Here is a 16,679-nt window from a genome sequence, read left to right on the forward strand (position 1 = left end):
CGCGGGAGCGGCGCACCCGCGAGGCCGCGGGTGGGCCCGGGGGAGTCCTACCTGCGAAGCCTCGGTGAACTCCCGCTCGGTTCATCCGATAGCCTCAGCCGACGTGCCGCCGCCCGGCGCCGGGCCGCACCGCCGCGCCCGGGGCCGCCTTGGTCCCGCCGGCCCCTCCGTCAGCTCCAAGGAGTGAGTTCGTCTGTCGACCGCCATCCTCACCGGCCCGCCGGCACCCGGATCCTCGCTCGACGGTGATCTCAGGTCGCTCGGCTTCGAGGTCCGGATCGCCTCCGGAGCCGAGGAGACCGGCGCCCTGCTGGCAGCCGTCCCCGCGGGCGAGCGCGTCGCGCTCGTCGACCCCCGGTTCGTCGGCCACCTGCACGCGCTGCGCCTCGCGCTCACCGATCCCCGCTTCCCGGCCGCGGCTGCGCCCGGCGCGCTCACCGCGCAGAGCGAGGCCCGCCCGGCGCTGACCCGCGCCCTGACCACTGTGACCGTGCCCGCCGGGACCTCCGGCGGAGCCGGCGACGACCTCACCGGCACGCTCGCCGACGCCCTCGACGCCGACGGCGTCGCCGTGCACCGGCCCCAGCTCGGCACCCTCGTCGCCACCGTGCCCACCGACGCCGAGGCCCGCCACGAGGCGCGCGCCGCCGTCGAGGCCGTCGACGACGAGGCCGTACGCCTCCGCTCGGCCGTCAAGGCGCACGACGGCTTCTTCACCACCTTCTTCATCAGCCCGTACTCGCGGTACATCGCCCGCTGGTGCGCGCGTCGCGGACTGACCCCCAACCAGGTCACCACCGCCTCGCTGCTCACCGCGCTGATCGCGGCCGGCTGCGCGGCCACCGGAGAGCGCGGCGGCTACATCGCGGCGGGCGTCCTCCTCCTCGTCTCCTTCGTCCTCGACTGCACCGACGGGCAGCTCGCCCGGTACGCGCTGAAGTACTCGACGATGGGCGCCTGGCTCGACGCCACCTTCGACCGGGCCAAGGAGTACGCCTTCTACGCGGGCCTCGCCCTCGGCGCCGCCCGCAACGGCGACGACGTCTGGGCCCTCGCGCTCGGCTCCATGATCCTCATGACCTGCCGGCACGTCGTGGACTTCTCGTTCAACGAGGCCAACCACGACGCCACGGCCAACACGAGCCCCACGGCGGCCCTCTCCGACCGGCTCGACAGCCTCGGCTGGACCGTCTGGGCCCGCCGCATGATCATCCTGCCGATCGGCGAGCGCTGGGCGATGATCGCCGTCCTCACCGCCGTCACCACTCCCCGGATCGTCTTCTGGGCGCTGATCATCGGCTGCTCGTTCGGAGCCTGCTACACCACGGCGGGCCGCGTCCTGCGCTCCCTGACCCGCAAGGCGAAGAGGACCGACCGGGCCGCCGAGGCGCTCGCGGAGCTGGCCGACTCGGGGCCGCTCGCCTCGTCGGTCGGGCGGCTGCGCTCCCCGAACGGCCGGGTCCACCCGTACGCCCCCCTCGCCACGGCGCTGGCGGCCGTCGCGTGGCTCGCCGCCGGCCTGGCCCAGGGCGATCCCCTGGCCGCCGTCGTCGGCGCCGTCGGCTACGTGGTCCTCTCCGGGTTCGCCGTCTCCCAGCCCCTCAAGGGTGCCCTCGACTGGCTCGTTCCCCCGCTCTTCCGCGCCGCCGAGTACACCACCGTCCTCGTGCTCGCCGCCCGCTCCGACGCCGCGCACGCCCTCCCGGCGGCGTTCGGGCTGGTCGCGGCGGTCGCCTACCATCACTACGACACGGTGTACCGCATCCGCGGCGGCACCGGCGCGCCGCCCGCGTGGCTGGCGCGCGTCACCGGCGGACACGAGGGGCGCACGCTCCTGGTGACCGTCCTCGCCGCCCTCCTGGCGGACCGCGGTGACGACTTCACGCCGGCACTGACCGCCCTCGCGGTAGCCGTCGCGCTCGTGGTGCTCGTGGAGTCCATCCGTTTCTGGGTCTCCTCCGGAGCACCCGCCGTTCACGACGAAGGAGAAACAGCATGATCGGCCTCGTACTCGCAGCCGGTGCCGGACGGCGTCTGCGCCCCTACACCGACACCCTTCCGAAGGCCCTCGTGCCCGTCGACGGCGAGACCACGATCCTCGACGGGACGCTGAAGAACTTCGCCGAGATCGGCCTCACCGAGGTCGCGATCGTCGTCGGCTACCGCAAGGAAGCCGTCTACGCCCGCAAGGAGGCCCTTGAGGCGAAGTACGGCCTCACCATCACCCTCGTCGACAACGACAAGGCCGAGGAGTGGAACAACGCCTACTCCCTGTGGTGCGCCCGTGAGGTCCTCAAGCGCGGTGTGATCCTCGCCAACGGCGACACCGTCCACCCGGTCTCCGTCGAGAAGACCCTCCTCGCCGCCCGCGGCGAGGGCCGGAAGATCATCCTCGCCCTCGACACGGTGAAGACCCTCGCCGACGAGGAGATGAAGGTCATCACGGCCGAGGACAAGGGCGTCCAGCGCATCACCAAGCTGATGGACCCGGCCACCGCCACCGGCGAGTACATCGGCGTCACCCTCATCGAGGCCGAGGCCGCCGAGGAGCTCGCCGACGCCCTCAAGGCCACCTTCGAGCGCGACCCCGACCTCTACTACGAGGACGGCTACCAGAAGCTTGTCGACGACGGCTTCACGATCGACGTGGCCCCCATCGGCGACGTCAAGTGGGTCGAGATCGACAACCACGACGACCTCGCGAAGGGCCGTGAGATCGCGTGCCAGTACTGACCCGGCTGATCCCGTCGCCGGTCGTCGTCGACATCCGCCGAGGAGCGCTGGAGGACCTCTCCACGCTCCTCGCGGACCAGCGGATCTCCAGCAACGGCAAGATCGCCGTCGCCATCAGCAGCGGCTCGGGCCTGAAGCTGCGTGACCGGTTCGCGCCCGAGCTGCCGGGCGCGGACTGGTACCCGGTCTCCGGTGGCACCATCGACGAGGCCGTGAAGCTCGCCGACGCCATGCGCGGCAAGCGGTACGACGCCGTGGTCGCCCTCGGCGGCGGCAAGATCATCGACGTGACGAAGTACGCGGCGGCCCGGGTCGGCCTGCCGTTGGTGGCCATCGCCACCAACCTGTCGCACGACGGCATCTGCTCGCCGGTCTCCACCCTGGACAACGACAACGGTCGCGGTTCCTACGGTGTGCCGACCCCGATCGCGCTGGTCATCGACCTCGACGTGATCCGGGACGCCCCGGTGCGCTTCGTCCGCTCCGGCATCGGCGACGCGATCTCGAACCTCTCCGCCATCGCGGACTGGGAGCTCTCCCACCGCGAGACCGGAGAGCCCGTCGACGGTCTCGCGGCCGCCATGGCCCGCAGCGCCGGTGAGGCCGTGCTCCGCCACCCCGGCGGGGTGGGCGACGACGACTTCCTCGTCACGCTCTCCGAGGGTCTGGTGATGTCCGGCATCGCCATGTCGATCAGCGGTGACACGCGCCCCTCCTCGGGCGCCTGCCACGAGATCAGCCACGCCTTCGACCTGCTGTTCCCGACGCGGGCGGCGAGCCACGGCGAGCAGTGCGGTCTCGGTGCGGCGTTCGCCATGCACCTGCGCGGCGCGGCCGCCGACTCCGCGCTGATGGTCGAGACCCTGCGCCGGCACGGGCTGCCCGTGCTGCCGGAGGAGATCGGTTTCAGCGTGGACGAGTTCGTCCAGGCGGTGACCTTCGCGCCGCAGACCCGGCCGGGCCGGTTCACCATCCTCGAACACCTCGACCTGTCCGACGACGAGATCAGGGACGCGTACGCCGACTATGCAAAAGCCATCGGTAGCTGAGCTCCGGCCGGTCGTTCACCCTCCGGGCGTGAAGGACCGCCGGAGCGGTGAGCACTGGGGTGGCCGCCTGTACATGCGGGAGATCTCGCTGCGGATCACCCGGCACCTGGTGACGACCCGGGTCACGCCCAACCAGCTGACCTACCTGATGACGGTCTGCGGCGTGCTCGCCGCTCCGGCCCTCCTCGTGCCGGGCATCACGGGCGCCGTCCTCGGCGTGGTGATGGTCCAGCTCTACCTGCTGCTCGACTGCGTCGACGGCGAGGTGGCCCGCTGGAAGAAGCAGTTCTCGCTCAGCGGCGTCTGGCTGGACCGGGTCGGCGCGTACCTGTGCGACGCGGCGGTCCTCGTCGGCTTCGGCCTGCGCGCGGCCGACCTGTGGGGCTCGGGGCAGATCGACTGGCTGTGGGCCTTCCTCGGCACGCTCGCCGCCCTCGGCGCCATCCTGATCAAGGCCGAGACCGACCTCGTCGGCGTCGCCCGGCACCAGGGCGGACTCCCGCCGGTCAAGGAGACGGCCTCCGAGCCGCGCTCCTCCGGTATGGCGCTGGCCCGCAGGGCCGCCGCCGCGCTCAAGTTCCACCGGCTGATCCTGGGGATCGAGGCCTCCTTCCTGATCCTGGGCCTCGCGATCCTGGACCAGGTCCGGGGCGACCTCTTCTTCTCCCGGATCGGTGTCGCCGTCCTCGCCGCCATCGCCCTGCTCCAGACCGTGCTGCACCTGGTGTCGATCCTGGTCTCCAGCAGGCTGAAGTGAGGCCGGCCGTGAGTTCTCCGCTCAAGGTGGGAGCCGTCGTCATCACGATGGGCAACCGCCCCGACGACCTGCGCGCGCTGATCGACTCGGTCGCCAAGCAGGAGGGCGAGCCGGTCGAGGTCGTCGTCGTCGGGCAGGGCACCCCGGTCACCGGGGTGCCCGACTGGGTGCGGACCGTCGACCTGCCGGAGAACGTCGGCATCCCCGCCGGCCGCAACATCGGCATCGAGGCCTTCGGACCCGGCGGCACCGACGTCGACGTCCTGCTCTTCCTCGACGACGACGGGCTCCTCGCGTACACGGACACCGCCGAACTCGTCCGCCAGGCCTTCACGGCCGATCCGCGCCTCGGCATCATCAGCTTCCGCATCGCCGATCCGGAGACCGGGACCACCCAGCGCCGGCACGTGCCGCGGCTGCGTGCCGCCGATCCGATGCGCTCCTCGCGGGTGACGACCTTCCTCGGCGGCGCCAACGCCGTCCGCACCAAGGTCTTCGCCGAAGTGGGCGTTCTCCCGGGCGAGTTCTTCTACGCGCACGAGGAGACCGACCTCGCCTGGCGCGCGCTCGACGCCGACTGGATGATCGACTACCGTTCCGACATGGTGCTGTTGCACCCCACTACCGCACCTTCCCGCCACGCCTCGTACCACTTCAACGTGGCCCGTAACCGAGTGTGGCTGGCACGTCGCAATCTGCCCGCGCCCCTGGTGCCGGTGTATCTCGGCGTCTGGCTGCTGCTCACCCTGGCGCGTCGGCCCTCACTCTCCGCGCTCAAGGTGTGGTCCGGCGGTTTCCGCGAGGGGTGGACGACTCCCTGCGGGCCGCGCCGTCCGATGAGGTGGAGTACGGTGTGGCGGCTGACCCGGCTGGGTCGCCCCCCAGTCGTCTGACATCGTGGTACCCGACGTGCCGCGCATCTTGAACACGAAAGTTTCGACTGTGAGTGACACACACCAGGGCGGGGCGGTCGCGACGAGCGCGCCCCCGTCCGTCGACGAGGGCCTGTCTCCGGCCGATCTGGCAGCGAAGTACGGTCTCTCGGTCAGCGGAGCCCGGCCCGGTCTGTTCGAGTACGTTCGCGAGCTGTGGAGCCGGCGCCACTTCATCCTGGCCTTCTCCTCGGCGAAGCTGACCGCCCAGTACAGCCAGGCCAAGCTGGGCCAGGTGTGGCAGGTGGCGACCCCCCTGCTCAACGCCCTGGTCTACTACCTGATCTTCGGGCTGATCCTCGGTGCCGGACAGGGGATGACCAAGGAGGTCTACATCCCCTTCCTGGTCACCGGCATCTTCGTGTTCACCTTCACCCAGAGCTCGGTCATGGCCGGCGTCAGGGCGATCTCGGGCAACCTCGGACTCGTCCGGGCCCTGCACTTCCCCCGCGCCACCCTCCCGATCTCCTTCTCGCTCCAGCAGCTCCAGCAGCTGCTGTTCTCGATGATCGTGCTCGTGGCGGTCGCGATGGCCTTCGGCAGCTACCCCTCGCTCCGCTGGCTGCTCGTGATCCCCGCGCTGTTCCTGCAGTTCGTGTTCAACGTGGGCCTCGCGATGATCATGGCCAGGATGGGCTCCAAGACGCCCGACCTCGCCCAGCTGATGCCCTTCGTCATGCGGACCTGGATGTACGCGTCGGGCGTCATGTTCTCGATCCCGGTGATGCTCGCCGACAAGCCGGCCTGGATCGCCGACATCCTCATGTACAACCCCGCGGCGGTCTACATGGACCTGATCCGCTTCGCCCTCATCGACGGCTACGGCGCGCAGAACCTGCCGGACCACGTCTGGTTCACCGCCCTCGGCTGGGCCCTGGCCCTCGGCATCGGCGGCTTCGTCTACTTCTGGAAGGCCGAGGAGAGGTACGGCCGTGGCTGACACGAACCCGGGCAACATCCCCACCGTCATCTGCGACGACGTCCACATCGTCTACCGGGTCCACACCGGTGGCGGAGGCAAGGGCAGCGCCACCGCGGCCCTCAGCCGGATCGTCGGCCGCGGCAAGGCCGAGGTCACCCGCGGCGTCCGCAAGGTCCACGCGGTCCGCGGCGTCACCTTCACCGCCTACCGGGGCGAGGCCATCGGCCTCATCGGCTCCAACGGCTCCGGCAAGTCCACGCTGCTGCGCGCCGTCGCCGGTCTGCTCCCCACCGAGAGCGGCAAGGTCTACACCGACGGCCAGCCCTCGCTCCTGGGTGTCAACGCGGCCCTCATGAACGACCTGACCGGCGAGCGCAACGTGATCCTCGGCGGCCTCGCCATGGGCATGAGCCGCGAGGAGGTGCGCTCCCGCTACGCGAACATCGTCGACTTCTCCGGCATCAACGAGAAGGGCGACTTCATCAGCCTGCCCATGCGCACGTACTCCTCCGGCATGGGTGCCCGGCTCCGCTTCGCGATCGCGGCCTCCAAGAACCACGACGTCCTCCTCATCGACGAGGCCCTCGCGACGGGAGACCGCAAGTTCCAGATCCGCTCCGAGGAGCGCATCCGCGAACTGCGCAAGGAGGCCGGCACGGTCTTCCTGGTCAGCCACAGCAACAAGTCCATCCGGGACACCTGCGACCGGGTGCTCTGGCTGGAGAAGGGGCAGCTCCTGATGGACGGCCCCACGGACGAGGTCCTCAAGGCGTACGAGCGGGAGACCGCCCGCTAGAAGGCGCACCGAGCCGTGCGGAACCCCTGTCGGAGTCACCCGGCGGGGGTTCTTCCGTCCCCGGTCACCCGTCCTCCACCACCGCCCTTGCCGGAAGACGCCGGGCAGCCGTCCTTCTTCCGCGCGCGTCGCGCCGCCACCTGGAATGTTCATGTGGTCAACATCGGGCAGGATGAGTCCATGGCAGCGATCTCGGGGGGAAAGACCTATCACCACGGCGACCTGCGCAACGCGCTGATCTGTGCCGCCGTCGATCTGGCCACCGACGGAGGCCCCGAGAGGGTCGTCCTCCGCGAGGCCGCCCGCAGGGTCGGCGTCTCGCCCACGGCGGCCTACCGCCACTTCGAGGGCCGCGGCGAACTGCTCCGTACCGTCAAGCTCCACGCCCAGCGCCTGCTCGCCGACTCCATGGAGCGGGCCGCCGCCCGGGAGCCCGGCGCCGACGACCCGGCCCTGGCGGCCGAGCGCAGACTCGTCGCCCTCTGCCGGGGATACGTCGGCTTCGCCGTGGAGCAGCCCGGCCTCTACAGGTCCGCGTTCTGCGTGCCCTGCCTTGCCGAGGTCGAGGACCGGCTCTCCGGGCGCCGGTCTCCCGAGCCGGAGATCCGCGCGTTCACCCTGCTCAAGGAGGCCCTTGAGGTCCTCTCCCGGGTCGGTGGCCATCGGCCGGACGGCTCCCGGCCCGGCTGCCGGCTCACCGCCGGGGCCGCCACGTGGTCGGCCGTGCACGGACTGTCACTCCTCCTGCTCGACGGCCCCCTTCGTCGCCTCCCCGCGCAGCGCAGGAACGACGTCGTCGAGTCCACCCTCGCCATGGTCGTCTCCGGCACGCGTGTCCTCTGACGCCCACGGCGCCTCGAACTCCCTTGCTGCGCACGAGGGTTGACGACCCGTACGGATGAAGTCCCGGAACCGCGCCACCCGGGAACGCCGACGCCCCTCGTACAACGTAAGCTGGACCGGTCTGTTTCGAGGCAAGTAGGGCGATACCCCACGGCCATCGGGTCGCCGGGAGACGGCCCGGCGGGCAGGGGTAGGCGGCGTGTCCGAAATAGGATGGATTGGATCGGCAGTGTAGAACGGGAGTCGTGACGGCCATGACGCAGAATCTCCAGCTCCACGAGGGTGTCGCCGTCCGCTCGTCGGGCAGCGCCCAGTGACGGGTACCCGGCAGGTGCGCCCCGACGCCTCCTCGCGCACCACACTCGGCAAGGCCGCGGACGAGAACTTCCCCGTGGCCCCCTTCTTCCTGCCCCGGGCCTGGCGCGACGACCTCATGGCCGTCTACGGCTACGCCCGCCTCGTCGACGACATCGGCGACGGCGACCTCGCCCCCGGTGGCGCCGACGCCCGACACCTCGGCATCACCCCCGAGGAGGCGGAGGACCGGCTCGCCCTCCTCGACGCCTTCGAGGCGGACCTCCGGCGCGTCTTCGACGGCACCCCCCGGCACCCCCTGCTGCGCGCGCTCCAGCCGACCGTCCGGCGCCGCGGCCTCACCCCGGAGCCCTTCCTCGGGCTGATCGCCGCCAACCGCCAGGACCAGCTGGTGCGGCGCTACGAGACGTACGACGACCTCCTCGCGTACTGCGAGCTCTCCGCCAACCCCGTCGGCCGCCTCGTCCTCGCCATCACCGGCACCGACACCCCCGAGCGGATCCGGCGCTCCGACGAGATCTGCACCGCCCTGCAGATCGTCGAGCACCTCCAGGACGTCGCCGAGGACCTCGGCCGCGACCGGATCTACCTGCCCGCCGAGGACCTCAAGCGCTTCCACGTCACCGAGGACGACCTCGCCCGGCCCACCGCGGGCGCCTCCGTACGCGCCCTCGTCGCCTTCGAGGCCGAGCGGGCCCGCGGGCTGCTGCACGCGGGACTCCCGCTCGTCGGCAGCGTCCACGGCCGGCTCCGCCTCCTCCTCGCCGGTTTCACCGCAGGGGGACTCGCGGCACTCGACGCGGTCGCCGCCGCCGGATTCGACGTCCTGCCCGGCCCGCCGAGGCCCACCAAGCCGAACCTGATGCGCCAGGCTGGAGCGGTTCTGCTCCGGGCGCGGAGAGAGGGGTGAGCGCGACCGTGGAGGGACAGTCCCAGCCGTCCGCACCGGTACAGGCCGCCTACAGCTACTGCGAGGCGGTCACCGGGCAGCAGGCCCGTAACTTCGCCTACGGGATCAGGCTGCTGCCGACCGAGAAGCGCCAGGCGATGTCCGCGCTGTACGCGTTCTCGCGGCGCGTCGACGACATCGGCGACGGCACACTCCCGCCCGAGGCCAAGTGGGAGCGGCTCGAAGCGACCCGCGCCCTGCTCGACCGGGTCCGCACGGGCGAGATCGACGAGGACGACACCGACCCCGTCGCCGTCGCCCTCGCCGATTCGGCCCGCCGCTTCCCGATCCCGCTCGGCGGGCTCGACGAGCTCATCGACGGCGTCCTCATGGACGTGCGCGGGGCCACCTACGAGAGCTGGGACGACCTCAAGGTCTACTGCCGCTGCGTCGCCGGCGCGATCGGCCGGCTCTCGCTCGGCGTCTTCGGCACCCAGCCCGGTGCCCAGGGCGCCGACCGGGCCCCCGAGTACGCCGACACGCTGGGCCTCGCGCTCCAACTCACCAACATCCTCAGGGACGTACGCGAGGACGCCGGGAACGGGCGTACCTACCTGCCCGCCGACGACCTCGCCAAGTTCGGCTGCGGGGACGGCTTCGGAAGCGAGACCCCGCCCCCCGGCGCCGACTTCGCCGGCCTCGTCCACTTCGAAGTCCGGCGGGCCCGCGCCCTCTTCGCCGAGGGCTACCGCCTCCTCCCCATGCTCGACCGGCGCAGCGGCGCGTGCGTCGCCGCCATGGCGGGCATCTACCGGCGGCTGCTCGACCGCATCGAGCGCGACCCCGAGGCCGTGCTGCGCGGCCGGGTCTCGCTGCCGGGCCGGGAGAAGGCGTACGTCGCGGTGCGCGGCCTCTCCGGGCTCGACACCCGCCACATCGCCCGACGTGGCGTCAGGGGGCGTTCCTGATGCGCCCGTACGCCCCCGTCCGCCGGGCAACCCCGTGCGCCGCCCCTGCGTCCCTGCCTGCGGCACCCCTGACGTCCGTGACCCCGCCCGCCGCGGTCCCGACCGATCCGACCCGAACGGAGGCCGCGTGACGACCGACGGAACCGAGCGCGACTCCCGGCAGCCCCACGTCGTCGTCGTCGGCGGCGGGCTCGCCGGGACCACGGCCGCGCTCCAGCTCGCCGACGCCGGGGTCCGCGTCACCCTGCTCGAAGGGCGGCCTCGCCTCGGCGGTCTCGCCTTCTCCTTCCGCCGCGGCGACCTCACCGTCGACAACGGCCAGCACGTCTACCTGCGCTGCTGCACCGCCTACCGCTGGTTCCTCGACCGGATCGACGGCGCCCGCCTCGCCCCCGTCCAGGACCGGCTCGACGTCCCCGTCCTCGACGTCGGACACCCTCGCGGACCCCGGCTCGGCCGGATCCGCCGCGACAACCTCCCCGTACCGCTGCACCTCGCGCGCAGCCTCGCCACGTACCCGCACCTCTCCCTCGCCGAGCGTGCCTCCGTGGGCCGGGCCGCGCTCGCCCTGAAGAAGCTCGATCCTGCCGACCCGGCGCTCGACGGCATCGACTTCGCCACCTGGCTCGGCCGGCACGGCCAGTCCCCACGGGCCATCGAGGCCCTCTGGGACCTGGTCGGCATCCCCACCCTCAACGCCCCCGCCCCGCAGGCCTCCATGGGGCTCGCCGCGATGGTCTTCAAGACCGGTCTCCTCTCCGAGCCGGGCGCCGCCGACATCGGCTGGGCCCACGTCCCGCTCGGTGAACTCCACGACACCAGGGCCGCGAAGGAGCTCGACGCCCTCGGCGTCCGCACCGCGCTGCGTACCAAGGCCGAGCGGATCTCCCGCACCGACGACGGGCGTTGGGCCGTCGACGTACCGGGCGAGACGATCACGGCGGACGCGGTCGTCCTCGCCGTACCGCAGCAGGAGACCCACGCCCTGCTGCCCGAAGACGCTCTCGACGACCCCGACCGGCTCCTCGACATCGCCACCGCGCCCATCCTCAACCTGCACGTCGTCTACGACCGCAAGGTGCTGAAGCAGCCCTTCTTCACCACGCTCGGCTCCCCGGTGCAGTGGGTCTTCGACCGGACCGACTCCTCGGGTCTGAAGGGCGGCGGCCAGTACCTCGCCGTCTCCCAGTCCGCCGCCCAGGACGAGATCGACGAGCCCGTCGCCGTGCTGCGCGAGCGCTACCTCCCCGAGCTGGAGCGGCTGCTGCCCGCCGCCCGCGGCGCCGGGATCCGCGACTTCTTCGTCACCAGGGAGCGGACGGCCACGTTCGCCCCCACCCCGGGCGTCGGCCGGCTCCGCCCCGGCGCCCGCACCCGGGCACCGGGCCTGTACCTGGCCGGATCCTGGACCGCCACCGGCTGGCCCGCGACCATGGAGGGCGCCGTCCGCAGCGGCTTCAGCGCAGCGGGCGCGGCGCTCTCCACCCTCGGCCGCCGTCATGACCATCCGCTGCAGGAGGCGGCATGACTGTGAGTACCGGAACAAGAGGAGAGACCGTGCCGACTGTGCCGCCGGGTAATCCGGCCGTCGACACCGCGGACGTGTCCGCACTGCTTGAACGGGGGCGGACCCTGTCCACCCCCGTACTGCGGGCGGCCGTCGACCGCCTCGCAGCGCCCATGGACACCGTGGCCGCCTACCACTTCGGCTGGATCGACGCCCACGGCAACCCCGCCGACGGCGACGGAGGCAAGGCGATCCGCCCCGCGCTCGCCCTGCTGTCGGCCGAGGCCGCCGGCGTCGCGCCCGAGGTCGGTATCCCCGGCGCCGTCGCCGTGGAGCTCGTCCACAACTTCTCGCTGCTCCACGACGACCTGATGGACGGCGACGAGCAGCGCCGTCACCGCGACACCGTCTGGAAGGTGCACGGCCCCGCGCAGGCCATCCTGGTCGGCGACGCCCTCTTCGCCCTCGCCAACGAGCTGCTGCTCGAACTCGGCACCGTCGAGGCCGGCCGCGCCACCCGTCGGCTGACCACGGCCACCCGCAAGCTCATCGACGGGCAGGCCCAGGACATCTCGTACGAGCACCGCGAGCGGGTCACCGTCGAGGAGTGCCTGGAGATGGAGGGCAACAAGACGGGGGCCCTGCTCGCCTGCGCCGTCTCCATCGGTGCGGTCCTCGGCGGGGCCGACGACCGCACCGCCGACAAGCTGGAGGAGTACGGCTACCACCTCGGCCTCGCCTTCCAGGCCGTCGACGACCTCCTCGGCATCTGGGGCGACCCGGAGGCCACCGGCAAGCAGACCTGGAGCGACCTGCGGCAGCGCAAGAAGTCCCTCCCGGTCGTCGCCGCCCTCGCCGCCGGGGGATCCGCCTCCGAGCGGCTCGGTGAGCTCCTCGCCGAGGACGCCAAGTCCAACGACTTCGACACCTTCTCCGAGGAGGAGTTCGCCTTCCGGGCCGCCCTCATCGAGGAGGCCGGAGGACGTGAGTGGACCTCCCAGGAGGCCCGCCGCCAGCACGCCGTCGCGATCGAGGCCCTGCACGAGGTGGACATGCCCGCCCGCGTGCGGGAACAGCTCACCGCGCTGGCCGACTTCGTGGTCGTACGGAAGAGATGATCACCATCACCCTGATATGAGTTCGCGGTCGCCGGCCGGTGCCATCCGGCGCCGGCCGACGGCAGACCCGCAGGAGCAGAAGTAACCGACTGCAACAAAGGGGAAGCCATGACAGCGACGACCGACGGAAGCTCCGGGGCCGTGGGCCCCCGGGCGGCCGCGGCCAGCACGACGCACGACACCGCGCCGGAGGGGTTCTCCACCGCGCCGGGGAAGCTCGACGAGGACGCCGCACGGGCCGCGGAACGCGCCGTCGAGCACCTGCTCGCCCGCCAGGACCCTGAGGGCTGGTGGAAGGGCGACCTGGAGACCAACGTCACCATGGACGCCGAGGACCTGCTCCTCCGCCAGTTCCTGGGCATCCTCGACGGCGACACCCTCAGGGCCGCGGCCCTCCACATCCGCCGCGAGCAGCGGGAGGACGGCGCCTGGGCCACCTTCTACGGCGGACCCGGCGAGGTCTCCGCCACCGTCGAGGCCTATGTGGCGCTGCGGCTCGCGGGAGACCCGCCCGAGGCCCCGCACATGGCCCGCGCCTCCGCCTGGGTCCGCGCGCGGGGCGGCATCGCCGCCGCCCGCGTCTTCACCCGGATCTGGCTGGCCCTCTTCGGCTGGTGGCGCTGGGAGGACCTGCCCGAGCTGCCCCCCGAGCTGCTCTTCCTGCCGAAGTGGTTCCCGCTCAACATCTACGACTTCGGCTGCTGGGCCCGGCAGACGATCGTGCCGCTCACCGTGGTCTCCGCGAAGCGCCCGGTCCGTCCGGCGCCCTTCCCCCTCGACGAGCTGCACACCGATCCGGCCCGGCCGAACCCGCCCCGGCCCGTCGCCCCGGCCACCGGCTGGGACGGGATCTTCCAGCGGCTCGACAAGGCGCTGCACGTCTACCACAGGGTCGCCCCGCGCGCCCTGCGCGGGAGCGCCATGAACGTGGCCGCCCGCTGGATCGTCGAGCGTCAGGAGAACGACGGCTGCTGGGGCGGCATCCAGCCTCCCGCCGTCTACTCCGTCATCGCCCTCCACCTCCTCGGCTACGACCTCCAGCACCCGGTCATGCGCGCCGGGCTGGAGTCGCTGGACCGCTTCGCCGTCTGGCGCGAGGACGGCTCCCGCATGATCGAGGCCTGCCAGTCACCGGTCTGGGACACCTGCCTCGCCACCATCGCGCTCGCCGACGCCGGGCTCCGCCCCGACCACCCGGCCCTGGTGAAGGCCGTCGACTGGATGCTGGACGAGGAGATCACCAAGGAGGGCGACTGGGCGGTGCGCCGCCCCGGACTCCCGCCGGGCGGCTGGGCGTTCGAGTTCCACAACGACAACTACCCCGACATCGACGACACCGCCGAGGTCCTCCTCGCCCTACGCCGGGTCGACCACCCCGACCCCGCCCGGGTCGAGGCGGCCATCGCCAGGGGCGCCCGCTGGACGCTCGGCATGCAGTCGCGGAACGGGGCCTGGGGCGCCTTCGACGCCGACAACACCAGCGTGTTGCCCAACAAGCTGCCGTTCTGCGACTTCGGCGAGGTGATCGACCCGCCCTCCGCCGACGTCACCGCCCACGTGGTGGAGATGCTCGCCTACGAGGGACAGGCCCGACACCCCAGAGCCCGCAGGGGAATCGAGTGGCTGCTGGCCCACCAGGAGCCGAACGGCGCCTGGTTCGGACGCTGGGGCGTCAACCACGTGTACGGGACGGGCTCGGTGATCCCGGCTCTGACCGCCGCCGGGCTGCCCGGCTCCCACCCGGCGATCCGCCGGGCCGTCGTCTGGCTGGGTTCCACGCAGAACGAGGACGGGGGCTGGGGCGAGGACCTCCGCTCGTACGAGGACGAGCAGTGGGTCGGGCGCGGTGCCTCCACCGCCTCCCAGACCGCCTGGGCCCTGATCGCCCTCCTCGCGGCCGGCGAGCGCGAGTCCGAGCCCGTCCGGCGGGGTGTCGCCTGGCTGGTGGAGACACAGCGCGAGGACGGCTCCTGGGACGAGCCGTACTTCACCGGCACCGGCTTCCCCTGGGACTTCTCCATCAACTACCACCTCTACCGCCAGGTGTTCCCGCTGACGGCGCTCGGGCGGTACGTGTACGGGGAGCCCCTGCCCCGTGCGGGCCGTGCCTCCGGCGCCGCCGGCGAGGAGGGGTGATGGGCCGCGAACCCGGCCCCGGTGCCGCCGCCCCGCCGCTGCTGATCGCCTGCGCGCTCGGCATCGAGCGGTTCGCCCTGCGCGGCGGGGCCCGCGACGGCGCCCCGGGGCCGGTGACCGTGCTGCGTACCGGCATGGGGCCGGACCGGGCCCGCCGGGCCGTCTCCCGGGCGCTCGGCGAGGAGGGATGGCGGGACGCCGCCGTCATCGCCTCCGGCTTCTGCGCCGGGCTCGCCCCGGGCATGCACCCCGGGGACCTGATCGTCGCCGAGGAGACCCGCGGTCCCGACGGCACGACCGTCTGCGTCGGCACCGATCTCCTGGTGAAGGCCCTGGTCAGGGCGGTGCCCGGGCGAGCCGTCCACACCGGGCCGCTGACCGGCTCCGATCACGTGGTGCGCGGCCCCGAGCGGGCCGCCCTGCGGGCCGACGGCGCGATCGCCGTCGACATGGAGTCGGCCGCGTCCCTCCGTACCGCGCGGACGTCCGGAGCGTACGGGGACGGGTCCGGCGGACGCCCGGTTGCGGCCGTCCGGGTGGTCGTGGACGCTCCAGAACATGAACTGGTCCGGATCGGCACGGTACGCGGGGGAATATCGGCCTTCCGTGTTCTCCGTGCCGTCCTTCCCGCTTTCTTCGAATGGCACCGTTCTTTGCTGCTCCCCAGGAGGTGAACGAGTTATGGCCATGCCGCTCCGTCAGTCCATCCGAGTCGGGACCTACCTCTTCGAACAGAAGCTCCGCAAGCGGGAGAAGTTCCCGCTGATCGTCGAGCTGGAGCCGCTTTACGCCTGCAACCTCGCGTGCGAGGGCTGCGGGAAGATCCAGCACCCGGCGGGTGTCCTCAAGCAGCGCATGCCGGTCGCGCAGGCGGTCGGAGCGGTCCTGGAGTCCGGCGCCCCCATGGTGTCCATCGCGGGCGGCGAGCCCTTGATGCACCCTCAGATCCACGAGATCGTGCGCCAGTTGGTGGCCAGGAGGAAGTACGTCTTCCTCTGCACCAACGCGATGCTGCTCCGCAAGAAGCTGGAGAAGTTCACGCCCTCGCCGTACTTCGCCTTCGCCGTGCACATCGACGGCCTGCGCGAGCGGCACGACGAGTCCGTCGCCAAGGAGGGTGTGTTCGACGAGGCGGTGGCGGCCATCAAGGAGGCCAAGCGGCGCGGCTTCCGCGTCACCACCAATTCGACCTTCTTCAACACCGACACCCCGCAGACCATCATCGAGGTGCTCAATTTCCTCAACGACGACCTCCAGGTCGACGAAATGATGATCTCGCCCGCCTACGCCTACGAGAAGGCCCCCGACCAGGAGCACTTCCTCGGCGTCGAGCAGACCCGCGAACTCTTCAAGAAGGCCTTCGCGGGCGGGAACAGGCGTCGCTGGCGCCTCAACCACTCCCCGCTCTTCCTGGACTTCCTGGAAGGAAAGGCCGATTTCCCGTGCACGGCCTGGGCCATTCCCAACTACTCGCTCTTCGGCTGGCAGCGCCCCTGCTATCTGATGAGCGACGGATACGTGCCCACGTACCGCGAACTCGTCGAGGACACCGACTGGGACAAGTACGGCCGCGGTAAGGACCCGCGCTGCGCCAACTGCATGGCGCACTGCGGGTACGAACCCACCGCCGTCCTCGCCACCATGGGGTCCCTCAAGGAATCCCTGCGCGCGATCAGGGAGACCGTCTCCGGGAACAGCTCGTGAGAGCGGGGGA

At 71.8% G+C, this 16,679-nt stretch carries 15 protein-coding genes; all 15 read left to right on the plus strand.

From position 1 onward, the window contains the following. The first annotated feature begins 193 nt into the window (after nucleotides 1–193). The 15 genes from OG580_RS30390 (at nucleotide 194) to hpnH (ending at nucleotide 16,669) form a co-directional block, all read left to right on the plus strand. Nucleotides 194–1,999 (plus strand): DUF5941 domain-containing protein, encoded by a 1,806-nt coding sequence (locus tag OG580_RS30390; protein ID WP_267048188.1) that lies wholly within the window; start codon nucleotides 194–196, stop codon nucleotides 1,997–1,999. After that, the gene (locus OG580_RS30395) at nucleotides 1,996–2,733 is read left to right on the plus strand and encodes a phosphocholine cytidylyltransferase family protein (RefSeq protein ID WP_267046840.1); all 738 of its coding nucleotides are present in this window, start codon (nucleotides 1,996–1,998) and stop codon (nucleotides 2,731–2,733) included. Before OG580_RS30390 ends, OG580_RS30395 begins: the two co-directional genes overlap by 4 nt. Next, the gene (locus tag OG580_RS30400) at nucleotides 2,721–3,782 is read left to right on the plus strand and encodes an iron-containing alcohol dehydrogenase family protein (protein WP_267046841.1); all 1,062 of its coding nucleotides are present in this window, start codon (nucleotides 2,721–2,723) and stop codon (nucleotides 3,780–3,782) included. Before OG580_RS30395 ends, OG580_RS30400 begins: the two co-directional genes overlap by 13 nt. After that, nucleotides 3,760–4,539 carry a CDP-alcohol phosphatidyltransferase family protein gene (locus OG580_RS30405; RefSeq protein ID WP_267046842.1) on the plus strand — a complete coding sequence of 260 codons (780 nt, stop codon included), beginning with the start codon at nucleotides 3,760–3,762 and terminating at the stop codon, nucleotides 4,537–4,539. Before OG580_RS30400 ends, OG580_RS30405 begins: the two co-directional genes overlap by 23 nt. A 47-nt stretch (nucleotides 4,540–4,586) precedes the next feature. Next, nucleotides 4,587–5,432 carry a glycosyltransferase gene (locus OG580_RS30410; protein WP_267048189.1) on the plus strand — a complete coding sequence of 282 codons (846 nt, stop codon included), beginning with the start codon at nucleotides 4,587–4,589 and terminating at the stop codon, nucleotides 5,430–5,432. A 49-nt stretch (nucleotides 5,433–5,481) separates the two neighbouring features. Next, nucleotides 5,482–6,411 (plus strand): ABC transporter permease, encoded by a 930-nt coding sequence (locus OG580_RS30415; protein WP_267046843.1) that lies wholly within the window; start codon nucleotides 5,482–5,484, stop codon nucleotides 6,409–6,411. Then, nucleotides 6,404–7,189 carry an ABC transporter ATP-binding protein gene (locus OG580_RS30420; RefSeq protein WP_267046844.1) on the plus strand — a complete coding sequence of 262 codons (786 nt, stop codon included), beginning with the start codon at nucleotides 6,404–6,406 and terminating at the stop codon, nucleotides 7,187–7,189. The genes OG580_RS30415 and OG580_RS30420 overlap by 8 nt, the downstream gene beginning before the upstream one ends. 180 nt (nucleotides 7,190–7,369) lie before the next feature. After that, nucleotides 7,370–8,032 (plus strand): TetR/AcrR family transcriptional regulator, encoded by a 663-nt coding sequence (locus OG580_RS30425; protein ID WP_267046845.1) that lies wholly within the window; start codon nucleotides 7,370–7,372, stop codon nucleotides 8,030–8,032. 313 nt (nucleotides 8,033–8,345) lie between these two features. After that, a complete protein-coding gene (gene hpnC, locus OG580_RS30430) occupies nucleotides 8,346–9,257 on the plus strand; it encodes a squalene synthase HpnC (protein WP_267046846.1) in 912 nt (303 codons plus the stop codon). After that, complete coding sequence (gene hpnD / locus OG580_RS30435; RefSeq protein WP_267046847.1) at nucleotides 9,254–10,204, plus strand: presqualene diphosphate synthase HpnD; 951 nt, start codon at nucleotides 9,254–9,256, stop codon at nucleotides 10,202–10,204. Before hpnC ends, hpnD begins: the two co-directional genes overlap by 4 nt. 127 nt (nucleotides 10,205–10,331) lie before the next feature. After that, the gene (gene hpnE, locus OG580_RS30440; RefSeq protein ID WP_267046848.1) at nucleotides 10,332–11,732 is read left to right on the plus strand and encodes a hydroxysqualene dehydroxylase HpnE; all 1,401 of its coding nucleotides are present in this window, start codon (nucleotides 10,332–10,334) and stop codon (nucleotides 11,730–11,732) included. Then, on the plus strand, nucleotides 11,729–12,829 hold the full coding sequence (locus tag OG580_RS30445; protein ID WP_267046849.1) for a polyprenyl synthetase family protein: 1,101 nt from the start codon (nucleotides 11,729–11,731) through the stop codon (nucleotides 12,827–12,829). Before hpnE ends, OG580_RS30445 begins: the two co-directional genes overlap by 4 nt. A 108-nt stretch (nucleotides 12,830–12,937) precedes the next feature. Further along, nucleotides 12,938–14,965, plus strand: a complete 2,028-nt coding sequence (shc, locus tag OG580_RS30450) for a squalene--hopene cyclase (protein ID WP_267046850.1) — start codon at nucleotides 12,938–12,940, stop codon at nucleotides 14,963–14,965. Continuing rightward, a complete protein-coding gene (locus OG580_RS30455) occupies nucleotides 14,965–15,639 on the plus strand; it encodes a 1-hydroxy-2-methyl-2-butenyl 4-diphosphate reductase (RefSeq protein ID WP_267046851.1) in 675 nt (224 codons plus the stop codon). The genes shc and OG580_RS30455 overlap by 1 nt, the downstream gene beginning before the upstream one ends. 7 nt (nucleotides 15,640–15,646) lie before the next feature. After that, a complete protein-coding gene (gene hpnH, locus OG580_RS30460) occupies nucleotides 15,647–16,669 on the plus strand; it encodes an adenosyl-hopene transferase HpnH (RefSeq protein ID WP_267046852.1) in 1,023 nt (340 codons plus the stop codon). Nucleotides 16,670–16,679 lie beyond the last annotated feature (10 nt).

It is taken from the genome of Streptomyces sp. NBC_00094, from assembly GCF_026343125.1.
Classification (GTDB): domain Bacteria; phylum Actinomycetota; class Actinomycetes; order Streptomycetales; family Streptomycetaceae; genus Streptomyces.